The sequence below is a fragment of the candidate division WOR-3 bacterium genome (genome assembly GCA_039801365.1).
Taxonomy (GTDB): Bacteria; Hydrothermota; Tepidihabitantia; order Tepidihabitantales; family Tepidihabitantaceae; genus JBDRUN01.
On sequence record JBDRUN010000060.1, the window covers coordinates 1 to 16,213 of the forward strand.

A 16,213-nucleotide genomic window follows, 5' to 3' on the forward strand; every position below is an offset into this window, starting at 1 on the left:
ACAGACGGTCACAGACTCATTCCGGTTCGAGCGGCTCCGGAGCCACGGTCTGAACTCAGACTTTTCGGTTGAATATTCGCCACTTGAAGACCTGGATTTCGAATACGGTACTAGCTCGGAACGCGACATGCTTGTTGCCCGGCCGGAGACGCTGTGGTTCCTGCCGATTGGAAGCGAGGCGGGTCACGATGAGAACTTCAGCGCCAGCTACTCGATCGAGCTGGGCGATGTTCTGACACCGTCGGTGAGCTTTGATGGCGAATACTCGGACGAAAGGCCGAAGGCTGACAGTGTGTATGCCAGTTTCCGTAACATGGGCAACTCAGGTGAAGTAGAGTTGAGCGCGTCTCTGGACCTGCCCGAACTACTGAGTAGACTGGAAGAGCGAGCACCAGAGCAGAAGGACACGGTCCGGTCCGCGTTGGCTGCGCTGCGTCGGACACTGGGCGGTCTTTCCCGGTTTATTGATGCGGTTGACGTTGACTACTCGATAGACCGTTCCAGCGAGTTAATTCGAGTCTCGGACTACGCACCTTGGCATTACCGGCTTGGATTCTCAAACAGCTTTGCCTTCAGCGACACAGGCCGGCCATCGAGTATTAACCGGGAAGCGGACAACTCTTTTAGGTTGTCGTCGGGCGCAAAGGTCGGCCAGCTCCGAGCCGGATTCGCTTATGATTGGTCCCGGGGCTGGGATGCCAATATCTTTACTACCACGTTTGACCAAAGCATAAGCTGGCCCGACCTTGACCTTTCATTAAGCGGCGTGCACCGCCTGTTTCCCAAACTCGCCACCGACTCCAGACTTTCGGGGAAGTACCGGCGTAATTCCTCTTTGGCTGGCGAGCTGTCCGGAGACACGCTGGCGATGTACGGTCGGCGTACCAGCCGGACGTACGATTTCAGTCCACTGGTTTCCTGGACGACGACCTGGCAGAAGCGCGTATCGACAACGTTTTCCGCGAACTACTCAACGTCTTCGGCTACGAACTTTCTGAGCGAGACCGGCGACAACCGGAGCGTGACTGGTATGGACAGCCGAGGGGGAGACCTGTCGCTCTCTTACTCGTTCTCCGCGCCGCAAGGGCTCAAGTTGCCGGGGTTGAGGAAAGTCAAGTTTTCATCCGACCTGAGGCTGACGTGGTCTTTCAAGTACTCACAGACCCGGCGGAGTACAACTCAGTGGATAGGTGGTATACCGGGCGTCCCGGTGCCTCAGCAGCACGACAACGCGTACTCCACCAGACTCGCAGGTTCATACAGTTTCTCCCGGACGATCGAGGCTGGTTCGAACTTCGGATACAGCTTTACTAAGGGACTTTCTGGAACCACCACAAGAGCGACCGACGTAGATTTTTGGGTTCTATTTCGGTTTTAGTGCGGGTTTTGCCGGGCAGATTGGGAGTGGCAATGTTCGGACGCAATGCGAGAAATCGGCCGAGATGAATCCGAGGGAGAGAGTTGTACTGCTGTTCTTGACTGCCACGTTCCTTGTTGGTGCCGGCATGACTGCCTATCGCCGGATACGGCTTGCCCGACAGCAGGCTGCCTCGCCTATTGTCGTTGAGAATCCGGTTGACACGACGGGTACCGAGCCGGCACTTATTGACTTGAACCAGGCCCGGCAGTACGAGCTGGAAGCTTTACCTGGTATCGGGCCTGAGCTGGCCCGGCGCATCATCAGTTACCGGCAGCAGCATGGAAGATTCCGAAGTGTGAGAGAACTTCGGCAGGTGTCAGGCATCGGACCAAAGCGGTACGCAGCCATCTGTGAGCTGGTGACAGTCGGAGCGCGGCAATCTGCGAGCCCGAAACAAACCCCTCACCCGGATTCGGGCGAGGGGCAATAGTTGTAGTCCTCTGCTACTTGAGTTTCGTTACGCTCGTTCGGGACAGGCTGGTTGTGCTCTGGGCCAGGAGTGTGCAGACGTAAACTCCGGGTCCGAGCCTTCGGCCGTCTTGGTCGCATCCATCCCACACCGCCGAGCTGCCAGACCCGGATAGCGTACGAACCAAGCGACCACAGGCGTCGTGGATTGCGACGGTTAGTCCAGCATCTCGTACTGGCGGCCATGACAGCCTGGTCTCATAAAGGAAAGCAGACGGTGTGGCTGAGAGCTTCGGCGAACAGGCTGGTACCGGGGGGTGCTCAGCAAGCCCGACCTGCGTGACGACGTGAATCGTGCCATCGTACGGATAGCAGTTCTGTCCAGTCACAACCAGACGCATTGAACCGGTGTCACTTGGGCTTACACTCAGGGTCACTTCGCCAGAGCTGTTGGTGTAGCCATAGGTATAGACAGCCGAACCCATCGAGGCACACACCAGGGCGTTAGCAATTGGCGTGAGCTTACTGCGTACTGTTACCTGAATCTGCTGAGGCTGGGGCAGGATTTCTTGTGGATGGCTGACTTCAAGGATACGCGGTGTGGCGGTCCAGATACCAAGGTCAGGGTCTCCCAAGAGGTTGAATCCGCGGTAGTCCGCAGTATAGCTCGGGTATTCCTGATAAAGCTGTTCCTTCGCGCGAATCATTGCGTGCCCGAGCTTGTACTTGTTCTCGGTGAACAGGCCGGTGAAAAAGCCTCGGGCGACTGCGCTACGGACTTGGGCAACGTTAGAGCCGGAGTGTGTGTTACCGAAAAAAGCCACCGCGCCCCTCGGGTTTGAACTGGTGCCTGTCTTAAGCCAGGCTTCGCCAACCATGGACTCGTTCGGGGTCAGAGTCATGGTCTCGCAGGTGATTGATAGAATAATCGGCAACTTCCTTCCATTGGCGGTCTGACCGGGGTCCACCGCGAAAGGTTTGTACCAATTGTTTGTTGCTGTTCCTCGGTAAAGCACCATGCCAGTGCCGTTATTGATCGAGGCGACAACGTCGGGGGCAGTGTCGCCCAGGGAGGAGGCAAGGGAGTCAAAACCGACAAACCCGGCGTTGCGAGCGAGGTTGATGGCGTTACGGACATCGTTCCAGTACACCCAGGCATCATCATCGCCCAGGTCGCGACAGATAGTGGTCATCCGGCGCATCCAGTTGCTGTCTGAGAGTTCAGGTTTGGTCTCATACGCGAGCGTCTTGGCGACCATTACTTCCAGTTGGGTGGGGGACTTGGCCGGGAAGCGGCCGACCGGGATGTCCATCCTAAAGTCGCCGGTAACGTCGCCATAAATGTTGTCTGAGGCATACGTGCCAACATGCTGGATTGTGTAGATTCGTGCTGGTAGGGAACTAGGCGAACCGACCAAGAGCACGTACTCCGGTTTTACTGGCCAGGTATTGTATGCATTGCGGATGTAGTTCTTTATTGAGGTCGTGTCCGAGCCGGTCTCGGACGTTCGAGCGACTTTGCACTGCATGCCTGAGGCATGTTTCCAGTCGGCCAGGGGCTGGATTGCCGCAGCCAGCTGGTCAGTTGCAATGATCAGGTACCTGGCACCCTGTTGGGCTAGTGCGAGCGTGACCGGTACCAGCACGAGAAAAAGAATTCTTCGGCTCATCGTCACCTCTTCTTTGTTTTACGGTAGGCACGCTTGCCGGTGTGCCAATTCGACTGGTGCCTGCCTGCGATACTCTTGGGAGTACTTGACTCTGTGAGTTGTTACGACTCACACGTGTCACATCCAAATTATCGCTGCCACAGTTTCAGTGTCAATAGTTGTGCGGCCGGTATCTTTCCTCGCGCCTCACCGCAGGAAGAAGAGGGGTCAGATCAGACGGTCTGCTGGCGAGACAGCCTCTAGCGAACAAGGGTCACATGATTGAGGAACACGACTGTGTCGGCCTCCAGCCGGAGCAAGTACACGCCGGCCGGCAGCTCTGATGGAGTCCAGGTTACTGTTCGTGCCGGGGTGCTGTTGCGGACATCTGCAACTCTGCGGCCAGTGGCGTCGAATACCTGCATTCGAATTGGCTGCGTTAGCACTTCATTCAGACGAATCGAGACGGAGCGGGAAAACGGGTTGGGGAAAACGGAGAGGAAGGAAAGCTCAAGGCGAGAAGAAGCGCCTTCGGACGAGCCGGAGCTGTTGTTGAACCAGCGCTGGCAGTTCTCGCATGTCTCGAGGTAAGACGCAGAATCTGAAGCAGCGACAAATGCGAACGCCACTCGCTGGGTATCACCTGGTGTCAAGTCAAACGGGCCGGTCGAGACCGAAACCGACCAATTGTATGGTCGATCCGAGCGGGTGACTCCAGCGGTGCCGTTGAGCAGACGATACTTCATGCTTTCGCTCAGGCCAGAGTCCGGGTACACATAGACGCTGTGGTCAATGCAGGTCTGAAATCCAGGCATGTCCGGGTAGAGCAGTTCAACACCAGTAAATTTGTGGGGGATGTTGACGTTACGGAGGTAGGCGGTACGCCGATCTGCATCGGTGTAACAAAGGTCGTGGAACCGGTCGGTCGCCTTGACGTCGAAGTCAGCAAGAATTCCAGCATAGAGTCCAGTCAGGCGTTGTGCGCCTGCGTTGACCAAGTCGTACATCAGGATGACAAAGTTATCATACCCGGACTCGTCGGTGCCGAATGCCTGCTGAAGAACACGGACCCCACTGCAAGACGGGTGTCCGGCGTCCGAGAATGAGCTGGTGAGGAGCTGCTTTGCGGGCCAGAAAGGCCTGCTGGAATAGAGACTGTCGGTCATGCGCCAGTCCCGGTCCGGTTGGCCAACGGCCGTGGTATAGAACTGATCAACGACGTAGTCAGCCGAGTTGGCCAAGCAGAAAGACGCAAGGTTCAGCGACGTCGTATCAGACTTGGGGAAACGGAACCCGCGTCCCTGCTTCGCACCATCGGTGTCAAACCCGACTGAGCCACGGCAGGTCACGGTAAGAGCACACACACCGGTATCAATGTCCGCGACAATGCGGCCAGGATAACCGATGGAGATGTAGAATGTCGCTTCCCAGTTGTCTTCGGCTGAGTGGATTCGGGCTGCTATTTCTGGGCTTGAGCCTGGCAGGATGTCGGGTCCAGCGCGGATTGTGAAGTCATTGGACCAGCCACTGTCCTGGGCTGGGATTGTGCCGAACACGGCGGTGGAATCAGGGAAGGTGAGTTCTGGAGTGCTGGTTGAGAGCACCACGCTGACTGAGTTCGCCGCTGCTGTTCCCTGATTGTGTAGCGTAAGGGCCAGGCGTGCGGTCTCGCCGGGTTCGAGAATACCGTTGGCACGGGCCTGTCCTGAATCGAATATATCAACCCGGCCAAGGATGACGAGCGGTTCAGGTGCGCCCTGTTCCACGGCCACATCGCCGAAGGCAGGCAGTTGGTTGTGCACTGAGGCGGTGAGTCGGAGGATACCTGGGGTTCGTGGGTGAACCTGCAGGGTTACCTGGCCTGAGCTGTTGGTGCGGCCCGCGGCATAGGTTTCGGCTCCTTTCCGAGCGCAGACCAAGGCGTTTGCGACCGGCGCGTGCTGTTTTGAGACCGTTACCTGAACCAGTTGCTCTCCAGTCAAGATTGTGTCTGGAGCGGTAATCGTCATGCCCGCTGGTACTTCGGTCCAAATATCCAGCGACGGGTCTGCGAACAGGTTGAACTCGGTCATGCACCAGCGCCAGAGCGAATTGGATTGTGCCGATGCGGCATACACCTCGCGCGAGTGGGAATGGCATGTGCCAAGCACAAACGTGCTGCGTTTGAGCAGAAAATCGTAGAACCGCGCGCAGAGTTTTTCCGAGGGGCCGAACGAAGGTGGTGTGCCCCATCCGTAACGGGAGTTCATCATCACCGCAATGCAGCCGCCAGTAGCCGCGTTGTGGGCATTTTCTGCAAGGCAGTCCTCGGTCTCAAAGTCGCCTGGGTTGCAGGCAAGTGAGGTCATGATGGAGTAGCGTCGGTCGTTTGTTTGTGCCCGGGCTAGGCTTGAGGTATAAATCGGCGTACCGTCCTCGTCGTACACACCGTTGGCATTGCCGTGGCCTGCCGGGTCAAAGAAAGCGAAGCCGTGGTTGAAGGAGTCGGCTACAACATAGCAGCTCGGTGGGTTCTCCATTTTCACATCCGGCCAGCCGCTTGGCGTCATGTTGGCGATGGAGTCGTTGACAATTCGGCCATGGTAGTTCAGCGACCGCCAGAGCCAGCCAGACGGCAAGAGTGTGCGTTTGACGTAGTCCATGGCGGGATTCTCTTCATAGTTCTTGAGCTTCCGAATAAACGTTTCGACCTCGGTCTGGTTGTCAACTGATGCCCGGCCGAGGATTACGTCGGCGTACAGGTCTACCGAGTCGTCCATCTCGCCGAACAGGTTGTTGTGGTTCGAGTCCCAGGAGTAGTCGAGGTCCGCGTAGTACAGGTCGGTGGGGATGTCGCCGGTTTCGCCGGAAACCGAAACCCTGATGCGACGGCACGGAACAAAGGCATTGTCACCGGCCAGTAGCACATAGGTGAGACCGCGATGTTCGAAAAAGTCTCGGATGAGATTACGGATCCTCTCCTGTAAGTCCCGGCCCGGGCAGTTGCGCTCGATCCACTCGGTAGTGCGGATTTCCGTACGCAGGCCGCGGCCGGTCTTGTACTCCAGAAAAGGCTTGAACCAAGCCGCCAGTCGGTCGGACGTTATCACAAGGTAGTCTATTGTTGGCAGGTCGGTTTCGGCTACGTCCGGGGCGAACCGGTCCAGCTGCTCCGGATTGGCTACCAGCTCGGCCAGTCCGGCGACCGTGCGTTCGAGCTGACTCGGGGTCAGCGTTGGCCGCGGGCCGCTCTCTTCGTAGGTTACGGTCACGGCCAGGCGTGTGTGCAATCGCAGCTGGCCGAGCGCAGGCCGGTACTCAAACGGGCACAGGTTCAGATTTACGAGTCTGAAGCCAGAAGCGCTGCCTGTGTGCCACGCGGCAGTCGGGTCGGACGGGAATGCCGCGGTCGAGGCGTAAACCTGGTGGTCAGGTTCGACGAACGCAGGCGGGCCGCTTTGGGAAATTGGCCAAGGTTCTTGGCAGGGCAGAACTCGGTAACTGCCTGGAATGAGCTCGGTTGCCACCGGAACTGAGGTTACGCCGGTAACCGTGGCGCCGGCCGGCAGAACAAGGGTCACGGAGATGTCTGGGAGACATGGTCGGCCTGGTGCAGGGATGACAAGACCGTCATCAAGTTCGACAACATCGAATCCTTGGAATCGACCGAAGCGCAACTGTGACCGGTCGAGTTCGAGCACATGGCGGACCGTTCCGGCTGCGAGCATTGCAGGCACAAACAGCAGAAAGAGTTTTCTCAACTTTCCTCCAGTGGGTCAATCCGGCCGGAGCTGAATGGCCGTTATCTGACGGATATTCTAGACAAGCCTGCCCGGAACGCAAGCGAAAAAGTGGGGGGTGAGACGACGTGCACTTGACAGTATGTAAGCAAGGGCTAATCTTTGCCGCCATGGACAATGAAAGAATACACGCGCTAATCAAGGCAAAGGGTATCAAGTTTCTGGACCTGAGATATCCTGACCTGCCAGGCCGGCTCCGGCATGTAACCGTGCCGATAGAGCGGCTGAGCAGCGTTCTGAAGGACGGGGTCGGGTTTGACAGTTCTTCGGTTGCCGGGTTCCGTACCGTGGAGGCAGGTGATATGGTTCTGAAGCCGGACCTTGACACCGTAGTCTTGGACCCGTTCTGTCAGCAGCCTACGCTCTCTTGCTTTGCCGGAATCTACGACCCGGGTACCGGCAAGCGCTATGTGCGGGACCCGAGGCACATTCTCCAACAGGCCGTGGCCGCACTGAGCAGGGCAAGCGGGGCTGACCAGGTGATGGTAAGGCCTGAGTTCGAGTTCTACCTGTTCAACAAGGCCGAGTTTTGGACTGACGCAGCATCGGCTGTTTACCGAGTTGAAACCGAGGAGCTGAAACACGATGATCACACCGGTCTTACTTTGTTCAAAGGCCCGGCCTATCATGTTGCGCCGCCATTTGACCGCAGTTCGGACTTCAGGAGCGAGCTAGCGCTGCTTACGCAGGGTTGTGGAATACCGGTCAAGTATCATCACCACGAGGGTGGCCGATTCTCGCAGGTTGAACTTGAACCAGGCTACCTGCCGGTGGTGCAGGCCGCTGACGGAATAATGCTTGTCAAGTACTTGGTGCGCAACCTTGCGCTGAGGTACGGCAAGACCGCGACTTTCATGCCCAAGCCGATATACGGCGAGCCGGGTTCGGGAATGCATCTGCACATATATCTGGCGAAAAAAGGCAGGAACACAGCAGACGATAAGCAGCAGCCAGCAGGTGCGGTATCGTTGTTCGGAGACGAGCGAAACAAGGGTAAGTTGTCGAAGCTTGCAATGCACTTCATCGGCGGGATACTGATGCATGCACCGAGCCTGTGCGCACTGACCAATCCGAGCACGAATTCCTATCGCCGGCTGGTACCGGGATTTGAGGCACCGGTCGCAGTATTCTTCTCCTTTGCCAACCGGACCGCGGCCATCCGGATTCCGGGTTACGTCACCTCGGCTCGTGACATGGCGCTTGAGTACCGGATTCCAGACGCAAGCGCAAATCCGTATCTTTCTCTTGCTGCTGTGCTCCTGGCCGGCCTTGACGGCATCCGGCGTAAGATTGATCCGGGTACGCCCCTGCAGGGCAGAGTGGAAGCGAGCAGCGGAGATCACGCCGCCCGGGCACTGCCGAGAACATTGGAGGCAGCGCTCGAGGAGCTGAGACAGGATCACGAGTATCTCACTGTTGCGTTTACCCTGGATACGATTGACAAATGGGTTGAGATAAAGATGGCGGAGGCCGAGGCACTAGCCAGGCGGCCCCATCCCTGGGAGTACAACCTTTACTATGGGTGCTAGCGCGATTGCCAGCTTCGAGCAGCTTCTTGCCGCGGCCCAGGCCAAGGGCGGCCGGCGGTGCGTTGTTGCCTGCGGAGACGACTGTGCTACGATTGAAGCGCTGGGTGAGGCACAACATAAAGGCATTACTCGGGGGGTCCTGTATGGTGATGGGACCCGAATAGCAACTATCTGTTCAAGTCTGAAGCTGGACTGGTCTCAGTTCGAGGTACGCGACATTGCCGACCCGGCCGAGGCAGTCTCGGCTGCGGTGCGGGACGTGGCACAGAACGGTGATTTTCTGATGAAAGGTCAGGTGGACACGGCTACGTTCCTGCGCGGGGTGCTGGACGAAAGTCTGGGTCTGCGCGGAGAGCGAATTCTGTCCCACGTGGCACTACTGGAACTGCCGAGCTATCATAAGATGCTTGCGATCACCGACGGCGGTATCAACGCCGAACTGGACCTGAAGCGCAAGATTGACATCGTGCGAAATGCTGTCGAACTCGCCCGACTCCTTGGGCTCGAACGGCCCAAGGTTGCGCTGCTTTCTGCCGTAGAGAAGATAAGGCTGAACATCGCCGAGACCCTGGACTGGGCTGTAATCACGCGGATGGGTGACCAGGGTGAGTTCGGTACCGCGATAATTGAAGGGCCGCTCGCGGTTGATGTTGCACTCTCGCAAGAAGCGGCGAAAATCAAACGGGTTGCCAGCCAAGTATCGGGTGAGGTTGACATTCTGGTTGTGCCCACAATGGCGACTGGCAACATCCTGGCCAAGGGATTGCAATACTTGGGTGGAGCCAAGGCAGCCGGCATTGTGGTTGGCGCACGCAAGCCGATTGTGATGCTGTCACGGGCTGACGATGCCCAGACGAAACTTTACTCGCTGGCTTTGGGCGGGTTTGCCGCCTAAGTCTGGATGAGCAGGCAAGCGGAGGTCCTATGAAGAAGCAGGCGGTGAGAACCGACAGGGCACCAGTTCCGGTTGGGCCGTACAGCCAGGCGGTGCGCACTGGAGAGCTCGTGTTTACGTCTGGCCAGATTGCGCTCGACCCTGCGACCGGGCAGATGAAACAAGAGAGCATCGAAGCTGAGACCGAACAGGTGTTTGCTAATCTCGCCGCGGTGCTCGAAGCAGCCGGGTCGAGCATGGACAAGGTAGTCAAGGTCTTGGTGTTCCTCACGGACATGAACGACTTTAGCCGGATGAATCAGGTTTATGCCCGGCACTTCAGTGAGCCTTTCCCGGCTCGCTCGTGCGTCCAGGTTTCGGCCTTGCCTAAAGGTGCACGGGTTGAAATCGAACTTGTCGCTGCTTGCTAGCCTGCTGGCGGCCGGTCCGGGACTGGTCGCTCCTGCACTCATGCCGCAGCAGCGGCTCATTCGGATGAGCAAGGCAATCGAGGAGTGTTATCGCCAGCAGTACGACAGCTCCTGGAACCTGATATCAGCACTGGTACGCGAAGATACCACAGATCCAGCAGCAGCCTATTGGCAGGCGAGTCTTGTCCAGATGCTCTGTTACGAGACTGGAGACAAGGCGATGATTGACTCGTTCCACAAACTGAACGACCGGGTCGAGGGACTAAGTCTGAGAAGAACCGGTTTTGGTCAGAACAAGGACACGCTTGCCTACTTATACCTGGGACTGGCCCGGCTGAACCGGGCAAATTCACTGGCCTGGGAGCAGAAACGAGTCGAAGCGCTTCAGGCACTGGTTTCAGCTATGGCACCGCTCCGCACGGCGCTGAGTCTCGAGAGTACTCTGGCCGATGCGAAGTACGGGCTGGGCATGATTGAGTATTTTCGGGCCCAGGGCGACAAGTATCTTTTGGGGCTTGGCATCCTTGGTTCCAAACAAAGAGCATTCGAGCTTGTGCGTGAAGCAGCTGCCTGCTCTGGGCTGTGTAACGTTTCGGCCCGATTTTCCCTTGCCTGGATGCTCGGCCAGGAGCACGAGTATGCGGAAGCGCTTAGTCAGTGTGCGAGCCTGCTTCAGGCATATCCTGACAATCGCAGCGTGCTGCGAACAATGCGTGACATTCTGTTCTCGAAAGGAGACTACGACACGGTGCTGACCATCGGCCGGTGCCTGGAGGCCGGTGTCTGCAAGTCGTTTCCCGGGAACAAGTACTACCTGGCGGAGAACTGGCTCAAGATGGCCCGAGCCTGGGCTGCGCTTGGTCAGGCTGAAAGCAGCCTGGTGCTTCTGGACAAGATTATTGCTTGGGAGGAATACCGTGACCGGGTCCCGTGGCTTGGAACTTATGTGACCGAGGCGAAGGCCTTGAGAAAAGACATATGTCACTGAACTCTGAACCCAGGATCCAGCACCTAGAGCACAGAGCGAGGTCGGTTCTCCTTGGAGTCGGAAACCGGCTGCGCGGCGACGATGCGGTCGGCTCGCTAGTTGCCGAGGAACTAAGTGGTGCCGAAGGCTTGGCAGTATTTGACTGCGGCACTACGCCGGAAAACTTCATCGAGCCGGTCGTTCGGCTTGGACCAGAGCGGATTCTTATTGTTGATGCTTGCGCGTTCGGCGGCAGGCCCGGAGAGTTCAAGCTGTTCGAGCAGGAAGAGATCGAGCCCCTGGCCAGCGGCCTTGTGTCAACTCACACGTTGCCGCTTACGATGACCGTGGCATTGCTATGCCAGCAACTTACGGCCGGGATACAGCTTCTCGGAGTGCAGCCGGCGTGTATCAGGTTCGGCGCAAGGATGTCAAGTGCGGTTGCCAAGGCCATGCCTCGACTTGTCCAGTTCGTCAAGGTCTGGACCGCGCGTTCGCTCTGATGCTGGTGTCGGCCTGCGTGCCGGCCGGAGCAGGGCTGGAACGGGAATTCAGCTCAAACATGGGACGAAATCCGACAGTAGGACCCTGGTGTACTTTAGCGCAGGACTAGACCGAGAGGAGCAGAGCGGTTCAGTTGAACATTCGAACTGACTCGTGGGGGCTGTGTCATTCTAAGGCCGCCACGGGTTTTGAGGGGAATTGAGAGACACGGAACTGGGGAACGGCATTTAATTGCGCGTGCCGGTTGTTGCCAGCGTGGACCGGCGGAGAACGCGGACGACCGAGAACGCACAGACTCCCGCAAGACAGGCAATGATGAACCAGTCGCCATGCCGGCGATACGGTGTGGTTGCAAGTGGCGCCGGTACTACACTGATGAGGAGTTCCTGCGTGAAAAGCCTAGTCTTTTTCAGGACCCGACCATAGGGATCAACGACGAAGGAAATGCCGTTGTTGGCGCTACGTGCCATTGATACCCCGTTCTCTACCGTGCGCATAACTGCGAGTTCAGCGTGCTGCTGAGCACCGAGTATTCGGCCGAACCAGCCGTCGTTAGTGACCACGGCGAACATCTCAGACCCGCGGCGCGTGAATTGGCGGGCAAGGTCCGGGAAGATGGCCTCAAAACAGATGAGGCAGGCGAATCGGGATGCGACGGACTGTTCATAGCTGATACTGGCGAACCCGGAGTCCCGAGTCGCAAACCGTGAGCGTGTGGTTGTAAGCTGGAATACAGTGTAGTCCTTGCCACGGTCCCAGTTGCCCATGTCGGCAGTACCGATAAGCCGGCGGAGCAGTGGGAGCTGGTCAGAGTAGGGGATTTTTTCGGAGAAGGGCACGAGGCGCATTTTGTAGTAACGCTGCCGGACAGTATCTGCACCTGGCTCGAGCAGGCAGGCGCCGTTGTGCCACGTGCCCTGTTTGTCGTCGTGCAAAGGCGTACCGGTGAAAAGCGGTATCCGGGTCGAGTCGACAAGTACTTGGAGTGCACGGCTGATGTCGTTGTTGCGATTGGTTACGTCAAGCAGAGTAGCAGTTTCCGGGCAGATAATGAGGTCGGGCCGCGACTCGGCGGCCGCACGGATTAGGTGCAGGAGATCGGAGTAGATTCTCTCGCGGGCGGCGCGGTCACCCTTGTCCAAGGGCGAGATATTGGGCTGGAGAATGGCGACTTTGAGCCAGGGACGGTTTGGCTGCAGACGTGTGGTTCCGAGGACAAGCGGTCCCACAACGGCCGCCAGAAGCAGGATTGCAAACCTAGGAGAGGGATGCCGGAAGCCCACTAGCGAATGGCCGTATGGGCATGCTGAGAAAAAAGTACGATACACGAGCAAGTTCACAAGCACAAGCCAGGCTGAGACAAGGTACACACCTCCGAATGCTGCGGGCTGGATGAACGGGACCCACGGCGTCACCGAGTAGCCGAGAAGGTCCCAAGGGAATGCGATTTCACCAAGGTTGCGCACGAACTCAAGCAGCGGCCAGACAAGGAACGCGGACCACAGTCCGAGCCAGTGCACGATGAGAGCGAATGCTGCGGTGTAGAGCCCCAGATAGGCGAAGAGGAGTAAGACCCCGATGTTCAGAAGAAAGCGGGTTATGGGTTCAATCGGTACAACTAGAAACCAGAGCCACCAAAAGTGTGACGCCGCAGCCAAGCCGCCGAACAACCAGGACCAGAGAAAGAGTCGGCGAGTGTCGCCCTTGAATTCCGGACTTTGGACTAGGCAGAAGAGTGGGACAAGGCCGATGAAGGCTAAGAAGCGGAACGGAAACGGAGCGAAGGCGAACCCGAGCGCAAGTCCTGGGAAGACCAGAAGCAGAGGTCTTGGGATTCTCATCTGTGGACTTGTCCGCACGGCACTGGGACTGTCGTCAGTATCTTGCTGCCGATTCCCGGTCACCCGGACCCGCTGGACACAGTTGCAAGCTGAACTTCGGAGCGGGTCGAGCTGGAGTGGTAGAAGGCGTCCGCAACTTGGTTGATAAGCAGGGCTTCGGACGCCGGGATCGCAGGTTCGACGTCACGCACCAGGCAGTCGATCCAGATGTCAATGAGCATCTGGAACGAGGCCCGTTGGATCCCTTTGGTGGACATTGTCGGCGTGACGTTGACCAGGTGGCCGTGCATCTCCTTGTGAATCTGAATCGGGTTCAGGAGCGCGGCACCCTGGGTACCGAAACCATTGAAGTAGGTGAAGTCCCGTTCCATGAGCATGCTCCAGCCGACCTCGACCGTGAGCAGTATATCGTTCTCAAGTCTGATCATTGCGAATGCGGTATCCTCGACCTCGGTTACCGGGGTGCGGTGGTGGGATACGCCGATGACCGACATGGGCCGTGCCGGCGCAAGCAGCCAAAGTGAAAAGTCCAGAAGCGCAGTGCCGAGTGAGAGGAATGCACCGCCGCCGGCTCGCAGGCGCTGCGCTCGCCAGCCTTCGAGTGACCAGGAACTGCGGCCCTGCAGCCAGCCGGTCTTGCAATAGTAGAGCTGGCCGAGTTCGCCACCGTTGATGAACTTGCGGATAGTCTGCACGTCGGGCCTAAGCCGAGTGTTGAGGCAGGGCATTAGCTTGCGACCCTCGCGTCTTGCAGTCGCAATCATCTGGCTCGCTTCGTCGGCGTTCAGGCCGAAAGGGGTCTCGCAGAGCACATCCTTACCATATTCCATTGCAGCGATGGCCATCGGCGCATGCAGATAGTTGGGGGTAGCGATGACCACGGCGTCCACGTTTTCGTCAGCCTTGAGGTCGTCGAAGTCAACGTAGTGACGGGGCACATTGTACAGCGTGCAGAGGTGGTTCACCTTGCGGATGTCGGTGTCGCACAGCGCGACTAGCTCAGCGCGGCGATTCTGCTTCAGAGCCGGGATGTGGGCAACTTGGGCCTGGGCTCCACAGCCTGCTACCGCAATTCTGACCGGCTGTTCTTTCACCTAGTGCACCAAAACCCTTCGGCCCCTGATTTCCAGGCGGTTTTCACAGAACAGCCGGACCGCTTCGGGATAGGCCTGGTGTTCTTCAATCAGCACGCGTACGGCAAGCGACTCGGGTGTGTCGTCCTTCCGTACTGGAATCGCCCGCTGAATTATGATCGGGCCAGCATCAACCTGTTCGTTGACGAAGTGGACGGTGCAGCCGGTAATCTTGACCCCTGATTCGATCACTGCACGATGGACCTCAATACCCTGCAAGCCGGCAAACGCTGGGAGGAGCGAAGGGTGGATGTTCATGATGCGGTTCTCATAGTAGTGGACGAAGACGGGCGAAAGTATCCTCATAAATCCGGCTAGACAGACGAGTCTTACATCGTGACGTTTCAGCTCGGCAATGAGCGCAAGTTCGAAGGATTCGCGTGACTTGTAGTCGCGGTGGTTGATGAGCACAGCGGGGATTCCCAGAACTCTTGCTCGCTGCAAGACCGGCGCTTCGGGCACGTTGGCAACGACTACTCTGACTTCACCTTCCACCGCGTTGCGTTTGAGCGTGCGGGTTAGTGCTTCGAAGTTACTGCCGCGGCCAGAAGCGAGTACGCCGATGCCGACTTTGGGCACGATTGATTGTATTGCTGCGACGCAGTATTGTCAATTCTGCCAGGGAGTGGTTCGATACGGGACTGCCGGGTAGGAAGGGCGGGTCCCGGAATTCGACTCGTCGACACGAATAGCACTGAGATGCAATCCGGGAGCCGAAATTGCAGAAAGACCTCGAACGCGCAAGTCAGGACCGGAGCGAACACGTGATGTCGTGGGTTGCGGTGCGGACAACCGTGGCATGGACAGTGCTGCCGGGCTTAGGGCACCGACCGAGGAATCGAACCGTACCGTCAATCTCAGGCGCGTCCCATTGCGTGCGGCCGACACCTGGCGAGTCAATCACGACATCGATCGAACGTCCGAGCAGACGGCGCAGTCTGCGGCGGGAGATAGATGCCTGCAGTTTCATCAATACGGCAAGCCTTGCCCGTCGTGTCCGGCCAGGAATCTGATTCGCAAGTCCTGCTGCCGGAGTGCCGGGTTCAGGCGAGAAGGCATAAGCGCCTAAACGATCAAAACCAGTATTCCGGACAAAGTCGAGCAATTCTTCGAACTCGGTTCTGGTCTCACCCGGAAATCCGACGATCATCGTGGTGCGGATGGACATGTCTGGAATGGTTCGGAGCCGACCGATAAGCCTTTCCAAGTGGCGGCGCGTGTAGAACCGGTTCATCTGTCTGAGTATGCGGTCTGAGCAGTGCTGGAGGGGAAGGTCAACGTACCGGCAGAGTTTCGGATTCGTCTCAAATTCGTGCAGGAGTTCATCCGTTATGTGAGCGGGGTGCGCGTACATCAGTCGGAGCCAGTGGATGCCGTGAATCCGGCTGAGTCTGTGCAGAAGCTGGGGTAGACTCAGCTTTGCATAGATGTCCTGGCCGTATGCAGTAGTATCCTGGGCTATAAGGATGAGTTCTCTTGTACCAATGCGTGCCAGCGCTTGGGCTTCCTGTAAGATATCGTCCAACGGACGGGAACGGAAGGGACCGCGAATTGCAGGAATCAGACAGTAGGAACACCGGTTGCTGCAGCCCTCCGCAATTTTCAGATAGGCGTAGTGGGATGGGGTGGAAAGAAGGCGAGGAACAGAAGAGTAGGCAGTAGGAGGAGATGGTAACTG

13 protein-coding genes are annotated in these 16,213 nt (G+C 57.8%); 7 read left to right on the forward strand and 6 right to left on the reverse strand.

Features of this window, described 5'->3' with window-relative positions; translation table 11 throughout:
• Positions 1-1,378: hypothetical protein (locus ABIL25_07915; protein MEO0082200.1), on the forward strand; the 1,378-nt coding region annotated here is incomplete at its 5' end.
• A gap of 64 nt (positions 1,379-1,442) precedes the next feature.
• Positions 1,443-1,850 (forward strand): ComEA family DNA-binding protein, encoded by a 408-nt coding sequence (locus tag ABIL25_07920; GenBank protein ID MEO0082201.1) that lies wholly within the window; start codon positions 1,443-1,445, stop codon positions 1,848-1,850.
• A 13-nt stretch (positions 1,851-1,863) separates the two neighbouring features.
• Here the strand turns inward: ABIL25_07920 and ABIL25_07925 are convergent, their stop codons facing one another.
• Entirely contained in the window at positions 1,864-3,498 is a 1,635-nt protein-coding gene (locus ABIL25_07925; protein MEO0082202.1) for a C25 family cysteine peptidase, read from the reverse strand.
• A 239-nt stretch (positions 3,499-3,737) separates the two neighbouring features.
• On the reverse strand, positions 3,738-7,217 hold the full coding sequence (locus ABIL25_07930) for a C25 family cysteine peptidase (GenBank protein MEO0082203.1): 3,480 nt from the start codon (positions 7,215-7,217) through the stop codon (positions 3,738-3,740).
• A gap of 149 nt (positions 7,218-7,366) precedes the next feature.
• Between ABIL25_07930 and glnA the strand changes: the two genes are divergently transcribed.
• From glnA to ABIL25_07955, 5 genes are read left to right on the forward strand one after another with little or no spacing between them, the layout of a single operon-like run.
• On the forward strand, positions 7,367-8,785 hold the full coding sequence (gene glnA / locus ABIL25_07935; GenBank protein MEO0082204.1) for a type I glutamate--ammonia ligase: 1,419 nt from the start codon (positions 7,367-7,369) through the stop codon (positions 8,783-8,785).
• Entirely contained in the window at positions 8,775-9,680 is a 906-nt protein-coding gene (locus ABIL25_07940) for a bifunctional enoyl-CoA hydratase/phosphate acetyltransferase (GenBank protein MEO0082205.1), read from the forward strand. Before glnA ends, ABIL25_07940 begins: the two co-directional genes overlap by 11 nt.
• 29 nt (positions 9,681-9,709) lie before the next feature.
• Positions 9,710-10,090, forward strand: a complete 381-nt coding sequence (locus tag ABIL25_07945) for a RidA family protein (GenBank protein MEO0082206.1) — start codon at positions 9,710-9,712, stop codon at positions 10,088-10,090.
• On the forward strand, positions 10,074-11,078 hold the full coding sequence (locus tag ABIL25_07950) for a hypothetical protein (protein MEO0082207.1): 1,005 nt from the start codon (positions 10,074-10,076) through the stop codon (positions 11,076-11,078). The genes ABIL25_07945 and ABIL25_07950 overlap by 17 nt, the downstream gene beginning before the upstream one ends.
• Positions 11,069-11,560, forward strand: coding sequence for a hydrogenase 3 maturation endopeptidase HyCI (locus ABIL25_07955; protein ID MEO0082208.1), 492 nt, complete (start codon positions 11,069-11,071; stop codon positions 11,558-11,560). Before ABIL25_07950 ends, ABIL25_07955 begins: the two co-directional genes overlap by 10 nt.
• A 228-nt stretch (positions 11,561-11,788) precedes the next feature.
• On the opposite strand, the gene lnt is transcribed toward ABIL25_07955, so the two are convergent.
• From lnt to ABIL25_07975, 4 genes are all read right to left on the reverse strand, one after another.
• A complete protein-coding gene (gene lnt / locus ABIL25_07960; GenBank protein ID MEO0082209.1) occupies positions 11,789-13,402 on the reverse strand; it encodes an apolipoprotein N-acyltransferase in 1,614 nt (537 codons plus the stop codon).
• A gap of 59 nt (positions 13,403-13,461) precedes the next feature.
• Positions 13,462-14,496, reverse strand: a complete 1,035-nt coding sequence (locus ABIL25_07965) for a Gfo/Idh/MocA family oxidoreductase (protein ID MEO0082210.1) — start codon at positions 14,494-14,496, stop codon at positions 13,462-13,464.
• The gene (purN, locus tag ABIL25_07970; protein MEO0082211.1) at positions 14,497-15,114 is read right to left on the reverse strand and encodes a phosphoribosylglycinamide formyltransferase; all 618 of its coding nucleotides are present in this window, start codon (positions 15,112-15,114) and stop codon (positions 14,497-14,499) included.
• Positions 15,115-15,280: 166 nt separating this feature from the next.
• Positions 15,281-16,213: MiaB/RimO family radical SAM methylthiotransferase (locus tag ABIL25_07975; protein MEO0082212.1), on the reverse strand; the 933-nt coding region annotated here is incomplete at its 5' end.